This is a genomic window from Caballeronia terrestris (assembly GCF_001544515.1).
GTDB classification, from domain to species: Bacteria; Pseudomonadota; Gammaproteobacteria; order Burkholderiales; family Burkholderiaceae; genus Caballeronia; species Caballeronia terrestris.
This window is the reverse complement of the sequence record NZ_FCOL02000004.1, coordinates 17,912-30,138: the sequence shown is the minus strand read 5'-3', so window position 1 is coordinate 30,138 and position 12,227 is coordinate 17,912. Positions and strand designations below refer to the sequence as shown.

General features: G+C 63.6%; 14 protein-coding genes. 10 read left to right on the top strand and 4 right to left on the bottom strand.

What is annotated here, in order from left to right; genetic code table 11:
- Positions 1–60 precede the first annotated feature (60 nt).
- From AWB67_RS04755 to AWB67_RS04745, 3 genes are all read right to left on the bottom strand, one after another.
- On the bottom strand, positions 61–570 hold the full coding sequence (locus AWB67_RS04755) for a hypothetical protein (protein ID WP_087655096.1): 510 nt from the start codon (positions 568–570) through the stop codon (positions 61–63).
- Positions 567–1,121: a hypothetical protein gene (locus tag AWB67_RS04750; protein ID WP_087655095.1), complete on the bottom strand. Its 555-nt coding sequence runs from the start codon at positions 1,119–1,121 to the stop codon at positions 567–569. Before AWB67_RS04750 ends, AWB67_RS04755 begins: the two co-directional genes overlap by 4 nt.
- Positions 1,122–1,372: 251 nt before the next feature.
- Positions 1,373–2,440 carry a sigma-54 interaction domain-containing protein gene (locus AWB67_RS04745; RefSeq protein WP_087655094.1) on the bottom strand — a complete coding sequence of 356 codons (1,068 nt, stop codon included), beginning with the start codon at positions 2,438–2,440 and terminating at the stop codon, positions 1,373–1,375.
- 559 nt (positions 2,441–2,999) lie between these two features.
- On the opposite strand from AWB67_RS04745, the gene AWB67_RS04740 reads away from it, so the two are divergent.
- The 9 genes from AWB67_RS04740 (at position 3,000) to AWB67_RS04700 (ending at position 9,699) form a co-directional block, all read left to right on the top strand.
- Positions 3,000–3,335: a hypothetical protein gene (locus AWB67_RS04740; RefSeq protein ID WP_125477548.1), complete on the top strand. Its 336-nt coding sequence runs from the start codon at positions 3,000–3,002 to the stop codon at positions 3,333–3,335.
- A 58-nt stretch (positions 3,336–3,393) separates the two neighbouring features.
- Positions 3,394–3,711 carry an ElaB/YgaM/YqjD family protein gene (locus AWB67_RS04735; protein ID WP_087655093.1) on the top strand — a complete coding sequence of 106 codons (318 nt, stop codon included), beginning with the start codon at positions 3,394–3,396 and terminating at the stop codon, positions 3,709–3,711.
- Positions 3,712–3,755: 44 nt separating this feature from the next.
- Positions 3,756–3,998: a hypothetical protein gene (locus AWB67_RS04730; protein ID WP_087655092.1), complete on the top strand. Its 243-nt coding sequence runs from the start codon at positions 3,756–3,758 to the stop codon at positions 3,996–3,998.
- Between the two features lie 295 nt (positions 3,999–4,293).
- On the top strand, positions 4,294–5,691 hold the full coding sequence (locus AWB67_RS04725; RefSeq protein ID WP_087655091.1) for a sigma-54-dependent transcriptional regulator: 1,398 nt from the start codon (positions 4,294–4,296) through the stop codon (positions 5,689–5,691).
- A 216-nt stretch (positions 5,692–5,907) separates the two neighbouring features.
- Positions 5,908–6,138, top strand: coding sequence for a hypothetical protein (locus tag AWB67_RS04720; protein ID WP_087655090.1), 231 nt, complete (start codon positions 5,908–5,910; stop codon positions 6,136–6,138).
- Between the two features lie 219 nt (positions 6,139–6,357).
- Positions 6,358–6,594: a hypothetical protein gene (locus tag AWB67_RS04715; protein ID WP_087655089.1), complete on the top strand. Its 237-nt coding sequence runs from the start codon at positions 6,358–6,360 to the stop codon at positions 6,592–6,594.
- Between the two features lie 190 nt (positions 6,595–6,784).
- A complete protein-coding gene (otsA, locus tag AWB67_RS04710) occupies positions 6,785–8,233 on the top strand; it encodes an alpha,alpha-trehalose-phosphate synthase (UDP-forming) (RefSeq protein ID WP_087655088.1) in 1,449 nt (482 codons plus the stop codon).
- 110 nt (positions 8,234–8,343) lie between these two features.
- On the top strand, positions 8,344–8,694 hold the full coding sequence (locus tag AWB67_RS04705) for a chemotaxis protein (RefSeq protein ID WP_087655087.1): 351 nt from the start codon (positions 8,344–8,346) through the stop codon (positions 8,692–8,694).
- A gap of 96 nt (positions 8,695–8,790) precedes the next feature.
- Positions 8,791–9,699, top strand: coding sequence for a YihY/virulence factor BrkB family protein (locus AWB67_RS04700; RefSeq protein ID WP_087655086.1), 909 nt, complete (start codon positions 8,791–8,793; stop codon positions 9,697–9,699).
- A 72-nt stretch (positions 9,700–9,771) separates the two neighbouring features.
- Here AWB67_RS04700 and AWB67_RS04695 read toward each other — a convergent pair whose 3' ends face one another.
- Positions 9,772–11,262, bottom strand: a complete 1,491-nt coding sequence (locus AWB67_RS04695) for an RNA polymerase factor sigma-54 (RefSeq protein WP_087655085.1) — start codon at positions 11,260–11,262, stop codon at positions 9,772–9,774.
- 463 nt (positions 11,263–11,725) lie between these two features.
- On the opposite strand from AWB67_RS04695, the gene AWB67_RS04690 reads away from it, so the two are divergent.
- Positions 11,726–12,067 (top strand): BON domain-containing protein, encoded by a 342-nt coding sequence (locus AWB67_RS04690; protein WP_087655084.1) that lies wholly within the window; start codon positions 11,726–11,728, stop codon positions 12,065–12,067.
- The last annotated feature ends 160 nt before the right edge of the window (positions 12,068–12,227 follow it).

The following is a 12,227-nucleotide window of genomic DNA, read 5'->3' as shown; positions in this document are numbered from 1 at the left end:
TATGAAAAGGCGGCTTGCCTCGTAAGGGCAAGCCGCCTTTTTATCGCGTGCGAGAAAAACCTACTGCAGATTCCCCCACCTTTCCACCGCCGGTTCCGCAGACGCCCACTTCCACCCAGTCGGTTGTTTACAGGTCGTCGCGAGGAACCAGCTTTGCGGCGCACCGGCTTCGTCGCCATCGACGACGGAGAACGCGAACTCCCGGCATTCCGCGAGCGCGCTCTTGAACTCGCGCACCACGCGCACCTCGCCATGACCGTTCTCGACCGGCAGCGCATGCTTCACACGCCACGGCCGCGTCTCGCCGATCGTGAGATCGCCCGCCGTGACCGCGATCGCTTCCTGTTGATCCTTGTGCAGCGACTTCATCACGCGGCGCACGGCTTCGTCGGTGGCTGCCTGCACGGCAATACCCACGCCGATGCCAACCGCCGGATTACTCGACACGAGGCCGGTCGCGACGCCAGCCGCCGCGCCGCTCGCAGCGCCAATCGATGACGGCGCACATCCGCTCACGATCACGCAGCTCGCCGCGGCCGCCGACAGTATCAGGATGAAGCGCATCCTCATTGCAGCGCACCCCAGCGCGGCGTCGCGGGTTCGGCTGACGCCCACTTCCACTTGTTACCGTCGCGGCAAACGGACGCTACGTAGAACCCGCTCTCTGCGGCGCGGTCTTTGGTGGCGTCGCGATCGACGGAGAATACGATCTCCTTGCAGTCGAGTGTGCCGCTGCTGATCGTGCGGCTCACCGTCACGCGGCCTTTCTCGTCCTCTTCGATCGGTACCGAGTGCGTCGCCTGCCACGGCGCGACCGCGCCGACGGCGAGCGGCCCGGCGACACTGGCGATGCTGTCCTGCGTTCCGGTGTGCACGACGCGCTGCGAATACTGCACACCCGCGCGGGCCGCGGCGACCGCGCCCAGGCCGATGCCGGTTGCAACCGCTGCGTTGTTGGTGATCGAGCCGGCGATCGCGGCGCCCGCGATACCGGCGCCGGCCGTCGCGCCTTCGCTATAGAGTGAGTTGCAGCCCGTGAGGCTCAGGCAGGCGATGGCGCCCGTGACGATCGCGGCCAGCGCGGCGGCGCGCGATCGGCGCCGGTGAACCATTGTCTGCATGTTGCGTTTTCCTTCGTCTGCTCTTGTTCTTTCGATATGGCAAGCGTGCTTGCAAGGCCCTTTCGATAAAGCTCGGAACCCTAAGCAAACCGCTTGCCCGGGCATTTTGAAGCAAGCGCGGAATACCGCAAAAAGGAAAATTGCAAGAAATTGCAAATGCAGGCGGGGGAGGGCGGAGGGGCGTGCTATCCGCTTTGAGAATAAGCGGATGAATCGCAGCCAGCGGGGCGCTGGCCGCGCGATAAATAAAATCAGCTATCCGCAGCGGGCGCCGATGCGTCCGACTCGGCGCCTTCGTTCTCATACGCGCCAAGCCGGTTGTAAAGCGTCTTGAGACTCACGCCGAGCGCCTTCGCTGCACGCCGCTTATCGCCGCCGCAGTGCTTGAGCGTGCCGAGAATGATCTGCTTCTGCGCATCGGCGAGCGGCGTGCCGACCCAGACGTTCATCGCATCGCCCTGCGTAACGGGTTTCTTCACACGCGAAGCCAGATGCGGATGCGCGATCTCCACCGTCTTTTCCGCCAGAATGAACGCGCGATACACCGTGTTCTTCAACTCGCGCACGTTGCCGGGCCACGAGTATGTGCGCAGCATGTCGAGCGCGCGCTTGCTGAACACCTTGCTCGTGCCTTCCTGCGCGTTCATCTCCGAGAGGAAATGCTGCGCGAGGAATTCGCGATCGGTGTCGCGTTCGCGCAGCGGCGGCGCGCGCAGCGGAAACACCGCGAGCCGATACATCAGGTCTTCGCGCAGCCCATGCTCCTTCACGGCGACGACCGGATCGCGATTGGTCGCCGCGATCACGCGCACGTCGGAATGAATCAGATCGCTGCCGCCGACGCGAAAGAACGTGCCCGTCTCGAGCGCGCGTAGCAGCTTCACCTGCCGCACCGGCGACATTTCCGTCACTTCGTCGAGAAAGAGCGTGCCGCCGTTCGCATGCTCGAAATAGCCGATGCGTCCCTGCACCGCGCCCGTGAAGCTGCCTTTTTCGTGGCCGAAGAGTTCGGCTTCGATCAGGTTGTCGGGGATCGCGCCGCAGTTCACGGCGACGAAGGGAGCATCACGGCGCGCGCTGTGATCGTGGATCGTGCGGGCGATCAGTTCCTTGCCGGTGCCGGATTCGCCGATGATGAGCGCGGTGGCATCGGTGCTCGCCACGCGTTCGATCTGCGAATACAACTCCAGCATCACGGGTGACGAGCCGTATAAAAGTCCATATGACTTCAAGCCCGGCACTTCTCCCGCGTTGCGCTTCTTCTGCGTCGGCGTATCGCCCGAGGCGACGGCCGGCGGGTCCAGTTCGGTTGACGCCATGTGTCTCAAGTCCTGCAAATGTTGGAGGGGCTGGCCCGGGCGATGGGGATGCGCGGCAGAGGGCGCCAGGCCCGGAAGCGGTGCCAGGGATTTGGCTCCAGGCAAATCACGCCGCAACGCGACGCGTGCGGCAAAGCATTGCGTCGCGGTTGTCCATCAGGCGGCATGGGCTGCGCCGCTTCCCCGGCAAGGCCTGTTTGTGTCGATCGGCATCCGTCGCCCGATGCCCATTTCCATCCCGCGACGCGGTGCGCATCGGGCACGCAACTTATCTCAATATTCGCTATTTAACCATTCGCAGCGACGTTGCGGCAATGAGCTTCGTCGGTCGCGATGGAATTTGTCTGATTGCCGCGAACGCGGGCGCACGCGTGCGGCAAGCTTCACCGCAGGTCGTCCGAAGTTACATGGCGACGGCGTAATACTTACCCGCGATGCGTTCCTCAGGCGGCCGTCCGTCGCCGCGCGACGCTTTCGGACCGGACCGGACGCGCGCCTGGCACGAAAGCTGCGGAGGGTGGTCTACCTGCAATCGAAAGGCCGAAATCGGCACACCGTCATGGAAGAGTCCCTGAATTTCGACATTCCCCTCGTGGATCGAGAGCGCCCCGTGCGGCGTGCCCGGGCGCCCCGTTCGGGCACGGCGAGAGCCGAGAGGCCGGAACTCCAGGCCGGCGAACCGATCGACATCTATCACTGGGCCGCCGTCGCGCTCGTGACTGCGCTGATGTGCGCCGTGCTCGCCTACGCGGCCGGCACGCCAGCGCTCTCGCGCGCGGCGAACGTGACGAGCGTCGTGTTTGGCGCGATGGGCAGCGCACTCGTCTTCGCGGGCATTGTCCGGAAGCTGCGCGGACGTTTCGCTGACGCGCGCATCGCGGCCGGGCAGCCGTAATAGTCGGCCCGTCCCCATAAATACCAACCCACAGACAAAACGGCGAGGACCTCACGACATGAGCCAGACGACTGTCCAGCTTGCTCTGGGCAAGCAAAAGATCATCGAAGACATCAAGGTGCTGCTGAACGACTCGGAAGAGTTGCTGCGCCTCTCGGCGACGCTGCCCGGCGAGGGCGTCGACGCGTTGCGCACGCGCCTGCGCGATCACGTCGAAACGGCGCGCAACGCGCTCGACGATGCGCAGGCGAACGCGCAATCGAAATACCGCGCGGGCATCGACTGCACGGAGAAGTACGTGCGCGACAAGCCGTGGGAGGCGCTCGGTGTGGCAGCGGGCATCGGATTTTTTTTGGGAATTCTGATTTCGCGCTAGAACATGGCAGGCTAAATGATGATTTGATAAGACGGAGAACCCAAATGGCACGACCGAGAATCGGAGTATTCAGCGCGCTCTTCGCCGTGGGCAGCGTGCTCGCATGGAAGTGGATGCAATCGCAGGACGCCGCGAGAAAACGCGGCGCGCGCGACCTGAACCGCTGGGAAGATGAAGGTGGCAAGGTGATCACGCCATCGACCGCCTCGAAGGCGACGCCATCCAACACGAACGGCGCCGACGCGATCGGCGGCACGGCCGACGCCTGGAATTTCCCGCGCAGCTAAACCGGCATCTCATTTACCGGCAGAAGCGCCCGACGCACGTCCTCACGGACGTGCGTTTTATCTTGATAAAGCCGTATAATCAATTGAAGGTGGGCCATAAGTTCGTTATATGGCAATTATTGCGACCCTTCGATTTGGTCGTGCAACACACCGGCAACTTTTTCCTTTTCAGCGCGTTCCGTGCGTTTCACGCGGACACCGCGCCCGGCCTGGCGGCGATGCAACGTTTGCCCAGAGAAGCCCGCGCCGCCTCACGGCGCGTGACCTGACAACGCTTTAAAAAGACTCAAGACGCATGCCACATGTATTGATTGTCGATGACGATCCCAGTACCCGCGAGGCGCTAGCCGCGATCATCGGCGAAGACGGACTGACGACAGCCACTGCCGGCGACTTGCGCGAAGCGCGCATCCAGCTCATCCGGCAGACGCCCGATGTCGTGTTCACGGACCTGAAGCTGCCGGACGGCTCGGGCGTCGATCTCTTCGAGGATCTCGATCCGCGCTCCGGCGTCGAGGTTATCGTGATCACCGGGCACGCGACGGTCGAGTCGGCGGTGAACGCGCTGAAGATGGGCGCGACCGATTACCTCGTCAAGCCGATCAACATGCAGCGCGTGAAGGCGATCCTCTCGCGCCTGCCGCGTCCCGGCGACCTCAAGGCGGAAATCGGTACATTGCGCGGCGAGTTGCGCCGCATGGGCCGCTTCGGCCTGATGCTCGGCAATTCGCCCGCGATGCAGACCGTCTACGACCAGGTCGGCCGCGTCGCGCCGACGGCGGCGTCGGTGCTGCTGATCGGCGAATCGGGCACCGGCAAGGAAGTCGCCGCACAGACGCTCCACGAACTGAGCCTGCGCCGCAAGCATTCGTTCATCGCAGTGAACTGCGGCGCGATTTCGCCGAACCTGATCGAATCCGAGATGTTCGGGCACGAGCGCGGGTCGTTTACCGGCGCGGATCGCCAGCACAAGGGCTATTTCGAACGCGCGAACGGCGGCACGCTGTTCCTCGACGAAATCACCGAGATGCCGATCGAGCTGCAGGTGAAACTGCTGCGCGTGCTGGAAACCGGCATGTTCATGCGCGTCGGCACGACGAAGGAACTCGAAACCGATGTGCGCCTGATCGCCGCGACCAACCGCGATCCCGAACAGGCCGTGCTCGAAGGCAAGCTCCGGCTCGACCTGTATCACCGGCTGAACGTGTTCCCGATCAACCTGCCGCCGCTGCGTGAGCGGGGCAAGGACGTCGAACTGCTCGGTCAGGCGTTCCTCGACGAGCTGAACTCGCGCTACAACACGAAGAAGACCTTCCCGCCGGCCGTGCGGGAGATGCTTGCGTCGTATCCGTGGCCGGGCAACGTGCGCGAGCTGAAGAACTACGTGCAGCGCGCGTACATCATGTCGGGCGCGGAGTCGGACAGCACGGCGGCCGTGCCGCTGCAGATCTCGCTGTCGAAGCCGTCGGCGGGAACGGCGGTCACGATCGCGTTCGGCACGTCGCTCGCGGAAGCCGATCGACAGCTCATTCTCGCGACGCTAGAGCAGTGCGGCGGGGTGAAGACGCGCGCGGCCGAGATTCTCGGCATCAGCCTGAAAACGCTCTATAACCGGCTCGTCGAATACGGCGAGGACTCGAACAAGGCGGCCGTCGGCGAGACGAGCGACCTCGGCGATTCGGGCGCGAACTAGCAGCGCCAACGCCTCAATCCGTAGACGAAACCCGGCGCCCGCGCATCGATTTGCGCGGGCGTTTTTCATTGGCGGTCCAGCCGATCAGCGCCGATAATGAGATAGGCGCAACAGGGTGCATGCGCGTAAGGCAGGCGAAGGGCATGGCCCTTGCTGTCGTTGAGTCAAGGCTCGAACGTGTCGAGTCGACCATCATTACAACGACCAGGAGCCGCCATGTCCGATCCCGTTTCCGCTGGCACGCGAAGCACGACAGACCCGACCGACGCGATTCACGCGCAGACGCCGCAGGTGCCGGACCCGCCGGTGACGCCTCCCGATGAGCCGCCGTCGCCGCAGGTTCCGCCCGACACCAATCCGGACCCGACGCGCGAACCGCCTACGCCACCGATGCAGCCGATCGGCGATCCGCCGCCCGGACCGAACGAGGCGCCGCACGTCAGATAAACGCGCGGCGATGATGCACTAAACAGAGTGCGGATCACGAATAAGGGCGCATTCCCCTAAAACGTGCAAGTGTTGAAGAAAGTTCTACGTTCGCTGTAGACATTACAACGAACGGCGTAACAATGACCGGCGATCGCACTGCGGCGCCGGTCGTTTTTTCGCTTCGGGTTTCACCGCCGCCGACTCCTTCGCACGACGGCCTTCTTCTTTGGAGGCATCATGAGGCACCCCGCACTTCGACGTTCCGCGCGTCATTCGTCCAAACGCGAAGCGCGCGCCGAGACCGCCAAGGAGGCGCCGCCCCCCGTCGCCGCGACGGACGGCACGCCGCACGACCCCGCGGGCCAGAACCGCCCCGCGCCTGACGCGCCGCCCGATGGCGAGCACAACCAGGGCGGCGTGCGGCGCGAAGGCATCGACTATCAGCGCGATCTCGGCTCGGAGCAGGACTCTTAACCAAAGGCGCCGCGAATCGCCTTTGCGACGCTATTTTTTTCTCCGCGACGCGCCGTCGCCGCGTGTTTTCGTTCGTCGGTAACATCCAAATACAAATTTTATTCCGGCCATCAAAAAAATCGGCATGGGTTTTGCATACCTTCTATCGCCAATTCGAGCATGCAACGACAACTGAAGAGGTGACGCTGTAATGAGCAGATTGATCGTGGTATCGAATCGCGTTGCGCCGATCCAGGAAGGCAAGCCCGCTGCCGGCGGCTTGGCGATCGGCGTGCTGGACGCGCTACAGGAGACAGGTGGCGTCTGGTTCGGGTGGAGTGGAGAGATCGTCGGCGAGGCATCGGCGCCGGTGATCGAAAAGCGCGGCAACGTGACTTACGCGACTGTCGGACTGACGCGCCGCGATTACGACCAGTACTACCGCGGCTTTTCCAACGCCACGCTGTGGCCGACGTTCCATTACCGCAACGACCTCTCGCGATTTGATCGCGAGGAATACGCGGGCTACGCGCGCGTGAACGCGGGCCTCGCCGCGAAACTCAAGGCGCTGCTTCAGCCCGACGACATCATCTGGGTCCACGACTACCACCTGCTGCCGTTCGCGCAGGAATGCCGTGCGCTCGGCATTACGAATCCGATCGGATTTTTCCTGCACATTCCCTTCCCGGTTCCCGAAGTGATGCGCACGGTGCCGCCGCACGAGGAACTGATCAAGGCGATGTGCAGCTACGACATCGTCGGATTCCAGACCGATGCGGATAAACAGTCGTTCGTGGACTACATCGAGCGCGGCAAGCACGGCCACGCCAGCGACGACGGCATGATGCAGGCCTACGGCCGCATGCTGAAAGTGGGTGCGTATCCGATCGGCATCTATCCGGACGCCATCGCGAAGGCCGCCGAGCAGTTTTCGAATCGCAAGCCGGTCAAGAGCCTGCGCGACAGCATGCGCGGGCGGAAGCTCATCATGAGCGTCGACCGGCTCGATTATTCGAAAGGGCTCGTCGAGCGGTTTCAGGCGTTCGAGCGGCTACTGCTGAACGCGCCCGGCTGGCATGGCCGCGTGTCGCTCGTGCAGATCGCGCCGCCGACCCGCTCCGACGTAACGACCTACCAGCGCATCCGCCAGAATCTCGAAGGCGAGGCGGGGCGCATCAACGGCCGATTCGCGCAGCTCGACTGGACGCCGATCCAGTATCTCAACCGCAAGTACGACCGCAATCTGCTGATGGCGCTTTTCCGCCTGTCGCAGGTCGGTTACGTGACGCCGCTGCGCGACGGCATGAATCTCGTCGCGAAAGAATATGTGGCCTCGCAAGACCCCGCCGATCCCGGCGCGCTCGTGCTGTCGCAATTTGCCGGCGCGGCGGATCAAATGCCGGGCGCGCTGGTGGTGAATCCGTTCGATTTGTCGCAGATGTCGGAGGCGCTGGAGCGCGCGCTGTCGATGCCGCTCGCCGAGCGTCAGGCGCGTCACGCCGACATGATGGGGCCGTTGCGCGAGAACAATCTGTCCGTGTGGCGCGATTCGTTCCTGCAGGATCTGCGCAGCGTCGCGACGGCTGCGTCGGTCACGAAGAAGACGGTGAAGCAGGTCGCCGAAGCGAAGCCGCGGACGGCGAAGGTCAATCACGCGTAGTCACGTCTTGTATTGTCAAGAACCCCGCGTCTGGCGATCAGGCGCGGGGTTTTGCTTTTTTTTGCGGCACGCCCCTTGCGATCCCCTCCGCTAACGATCAACGGAGGTCAATGATGAGCGGAAGCACACTGAACCCGCCTGACGAAGGCGGCGTGGAAATTGGCAAGGGACACGGCACGGGCGCGCTCGGGCCGAGCGATTCGTCCGACAGCGGCTCGGACGTGCAGGGCGAAAAGCGCTATCCGGGCGACATCGAGGACGAACTCGACAACCACGCGCTCGGCCAATCGGCGGCGGAACTCGCGAGCGATACCGACCGCTACGGCACGGGCGAAGCGGCATCGGCGGATGGCGACAACAATCTCGCCGCCGACGCCGATATCCTCCCCGACGAAGTGACGGACGAAACGCGCGACATTGGCGACGAAACCGCCGATCCCGAGGACGACGAGACGCTCTGACGTAGCAAAGCGGCGCATTCCGGAAGGCATGCCCGCTTTTTACATCGACTGGCGTTACGATCGGCGTTTTGGGCCGCACGCCTCGCCACGCCGACGATGAATCACGACACCCCGAATCCCGCACCGGTCGCCGAAGGCCGGACCTCGAAGCTGCATGGCTGGCTCTCGTGGATCGTCGACCCCGTCACGCAATGGACGCAGGACCACTGCCTGATGTTCTCCGCATCGATCGCGTTTTTTGCGGCATTTTCGATCGCGCCGACGCTCGTCATCGTGATTTCGGTGGCGAGCATCTTCTTCGGCGCCGATGCCGTGCAGGGACGGCTTTTCGGCGAAATCAGCGGCGTCGTGGGCGTGGATGCGGCGCGCGCGCTCGAAGCGATTGTCGCGAACGCCTGGCAGGCGGATATTGCGCGGCGCACGGCGATTTTGTCGGCGGCGGGCGTGCTGATCGGCGCGTCGGCGACGTTTTCTTCACTGCACAGCGCGCTGAACGTGATCTGGCCGACGCCCGCCGTCAGCGCGCGCGAGAGCGTCTTCAACCTGCTGCGCGTGCGGGCGATCTCGTTCGGGCTGGTCGTCGGCTCGGGGCTTTTGATCGTCGCGCTGCTCGTGCTCGATGCGCTCGTCGAGCTGCTCGGCCACCTCGTCCTCGGCGACGGCAGTCCGTATGTTTTCCTCGCGAGCGTCACGCAGCGCATGATCACGCTCGTGATGCTGATGCTCGCGTTCACCGTCCTGCTGAAATTCCTGCCCAGCACGCGGATGCAATGGCGCGACGCGGCGCTCGGTGCGCTCGCGGCGGCGCTGCTGTTCGAAGGCGGAAAGCGCCTGTTCGCGTTCTACCTGAGTCACGCAGGCACAGCGAACATGTTCGGCGCGGCCGGCTCGCTCGCGGTGATCCTGATGTGGCTCTATTACTCGGCGGCGGTGTTCCTGCTCGGCGCTGAACTCGCCGCGACGGCGGCGCGCAAGCGTACGCATCGCGAGTCAGGGTGGCGATAAAGCAGCAGGGCGCAGAAACAAAAACGCCTTCGAAAAGAACCTCGAAGGCGCTGGAAAACCGAAAGAAACTGATTAAGCCTGTTGCCGGCGCAATTCCGCAGGCGGCACCTTCATCAGATGCCGGTACTTGGCCACCGTCCGGCGCGCGACGATCACGCCCTGATCCGCGAGCATCTTCGCGAGACTCACGTCCGACAGCGGATCGTTCGAATTCTCCTTCGCGATCATTTCCTTGAGCAGCGCGCGCACGGCCGCGGCGGAGCACGTCCCGCCGCTTTCCGTGCTGAGTTCGCGCGGGAAGAAGTGCTTGAATTCGAAGATGCCGCGCGGCGTCGCCATGTACTTGTTGCCCGTGGCGCGCGAGATCGTCGATTCGTGGAGTTCGAGTTCGTCCGCGACGTCGCGCAGCACGAGCGGCTTCAGCGCGATTTCGCCGTAGTCGAAGAACGCCTTCTGATGTGACACGATGCATTCCGCGACGCGCTGAATCGTCGTGAAACGCTGCTGCGCGTTGCGGATCAGCCAGCGCGCTTCCTGCAACTGTTGCGCGAGCGGCGAACGGCTCGCCCCCGCCGATTGCGCGAACAACTCCGCATACATCCGGTGGATGCGCGCCCGCGGCAGCACGGCCGGGTTGATCGTCACGACCCAGCTTTTCTTGACCTGCCGCACGATCACGTCCGGTACAACGTAGTTGTCCTCGGCCTGGCCGTAGTTCTCGCCCGGTTTCGGATCGAGCTTGCGCACGAGCGCGCAGGCGATGCGCAGTTCGTCCGCGCTGCAGCCGATCTTCTTCTGCAACTCCGCCTGTTCGCGCCGTGCAAGCCGCTCCAGATGATGCGTCACGATTTCGAGCGCGACGGCGCGACCGGGCGTCGTCGACGGCATCGCTTCGAGTTGCAGCGACAGGCATTCCGACAGATTGCGCGCGCCGACGCCCGGTTTGTCGAGCGATTGCACGAGCTTGAGCGCGATGTTCAGTTCGTCTTCGAGCAGCGTGGGATGGATATCGACCAGGTCGGCCAGTTCGGAAAGATCCTGGCGCAAATAGCCGTCGTCATCGAGTGCTTCGATGATCAGTTGCGCCACCGCGCGATCACGGTCGTTCAGCGGATAGAGGCGCAGCGTGTCGTGCAGCGTGTCGTGCAGGGACGGCTCGATGCGGACCCAGTCGGCGGGATCGGAACCTTCGCCGTCGCCGCCATTGCGCGATGCCGAGCGGCCGAACGGATCGGACGAGAATTCGCTCATCGAATCTTCGTGCGACGAGGAATCGCCGTTGTCGGAGGAATCCTGGGCGCTGTCGGCGGCGAGTGGCGCTTCGGCCGGGCTGTCGGCGGGGCTCGATGACGTCGAGTCGGTCATCGAGCTGCCGTTGTCATTGCCTAGGGCGTTGTCTTCCGTCGTCGACTCGTCGTATTCGAGGAACGGGTTGGTGTCGAGCGCGTTGCGCAACTCCTGCTGGAACTCGAGTGAAGAAAGCTGCAACAGGCGGACCGATTGCTGAAGACGCGGCGTGAGCGCAAGGCTTTGCTTGGTGCGGAGTTCTAGTGATGGCGGCATTGCGTGGTAATCCTCGATTTGTTCTTAACGAAACGTCTTGCGTGCTAGCCTTTAAAGCACGAGCCGTGCCATGTGTGCCGACACCCGCTTGGCGTCTCGTTTTCGCGCTCCGTGCACGCGGATTGCGGGGGCGATCGCGGGCTGGTTCCACGCAGTTTTTACACGTCCTCCGACAAAAGCGCCGCAGGGCGCGACGCGTTTTCGAGCGCGTCGCGAACGTCGAAATCCATTCGTCGAAGAAACGTTTAGTGTGGCCCGCAAACCCAGTCGCGGCGCGGTTTTCCGTCCGATGAGACGCGCGCGGGCCCGGTCGCTTTTGCCCGTGCGGCACACAAGTTGCGCAGGAGCTTGCACGTTTCGCGTCTACGGGGCGTGACGTATAAGAGCATCACTAACGAGACGGTCCGACTGGCTTGAGCCAGCGCGACCGTACTTTCAAAATCGAAAAGAAGGAGTTATTTCCATGAAAACGACCCAGATCCTGAAGGCAGCCGGTGGTATCGCAGCAGTCGTGTTCGCGCTCAACGCGAACGCGCAAGTGACGACGACTCCGCCGTCGGCACCGGCGGACACCACGGTGGGAACGAAGGTCGATGACAGCGCGATCACGACCAAGGTCAAGGCCGAACTGCTCGCCGCGAAGAACGTGAAGTCCACCCACATCCACGTGAAGACGATCAAGGGCGTCGTATCGCTGACGGGCTCGGTGCCGTCGGCGGACGACAAGTCGGCGGCGGAAGACGTCGTGTCGGGCGTGTCGGGCGTGTCGCACGTCAAGAACCACCTCAAGATCGTCGCGAAGTAAGGGCGAAGGCGCGTGAGGCCCGGTTCGCCGGGTCTTGCCTCTGATGCGCGCGGGACGCGGCCGTTCGATCAACGGTTCGCGTCCCGCGCGGATTTTCATGCGAAGCAGTGAGCAACGAGCAGGGCGTAGTACGAGACGACGTTAAAACATGGCTGCATGG

Excerpts from the sequence above, each read along its gene's own strand:
- AWB67_RS04705 (WP_087655087.1), top strand. The coding sequence starts at position 8,344 with ATGATGAGCGGAAGCACACTGAACCCGCCTGACGAAGGCGGCGTGGAA.
- AWB67_RS04725 (WP_087655091.1), top strand. The coding sequence starts at position 4,294 with ATGCCACATGTATTGATTGTCGATGACGATCCCAGTACCCGCGAGGCG.
- AWB67_RS04730 (WP_087655092.1), top strand. The coding sequence starts at position 3,756 with ATGGCACGACCGAGAATCGGAGTATTCAGCGCGCTCTTCGCCGTGGGC.
- AWB67_RS04735 (WP_087655093.1), top strand. The coding sequence starts at position 3,394 with ATGAGCCAGACGACTGTCCAGCTTGCTCTGGGCAAGCAAAAGATCATC.
- AWB67_RS04745 (WP_087655094.1), bottom strand. The coding sequence starts at position 2,440 with ATGGCGTCAACCGAACTGGACCCGCCGGCCGTCGCCTCGGGCGATACG.
- otsA (WP_087655088.1), top strand. The coding sequence starts at position 6,785 with ATGAGCAGATTGATCGTGGTATCGAATCGCGTTGCGCCGATCCAGGAA.
- AWB67_RS04720 (WP_087655090.1), top strand. The coding sequence starts at position 5,908 with ATGTCCGATCCCGTTTCCGCTGGCACGCGAAGCACGACAGACCCGACC.
- AWB67_RS04690 (WP_087655084.1), top strand. The coding sequence starts at position 11,726 with ATGAAAACGACCCAGATCCTGAAGGCAGCCGGTGGTATCGCAGCAGTC.
- AWB67_RS04715 (WP_087655089.1), top strand. The coding sequence starts at position 6,358 with ATGAGGCACCCCGCACTTCGACGTTCCGCGCGTCATTCGTCCAAACGC.
- AWB67_RS04750 (WP_087655095.1), bottom strand. The coding sequence starts at position 1,121 with ATGCAGACAATGGTTCACCGGCGCCGATCGCGCGCCGCCGCGCTGGCC.
- AWB67_RS04755 (WP_087655096.1), bottom strand. The coding sequence starts at position 570 with ATGAGGATGCGCTTCATCCTGATACTGTCGGCGGCCGCGGCGAGCTGC.
- AWB67_RS04695 (WP_087655085.1), bottom strand. The coding sequence starts at position 11,262 with ATGCCGCCATCACTAGAACTCCGCACCAAGCAAAGCCTTGCGCTCACG.
- AWB67_RS04740 (WP_125477548.1), top strand. The coding sequence starts at position 3,000 with ATGGAAGAGTCCCTGAATTTCGACATTCCCCTCGTGGATCGAGAGCGC.
- AWB67_RS04700 (WP_087655086.1), top strand. The coding sequence starts at position 8,791 with ATGAATCACGACACCCCGAATCCCGCACCGGTCGCCGAAGGCCGGACC.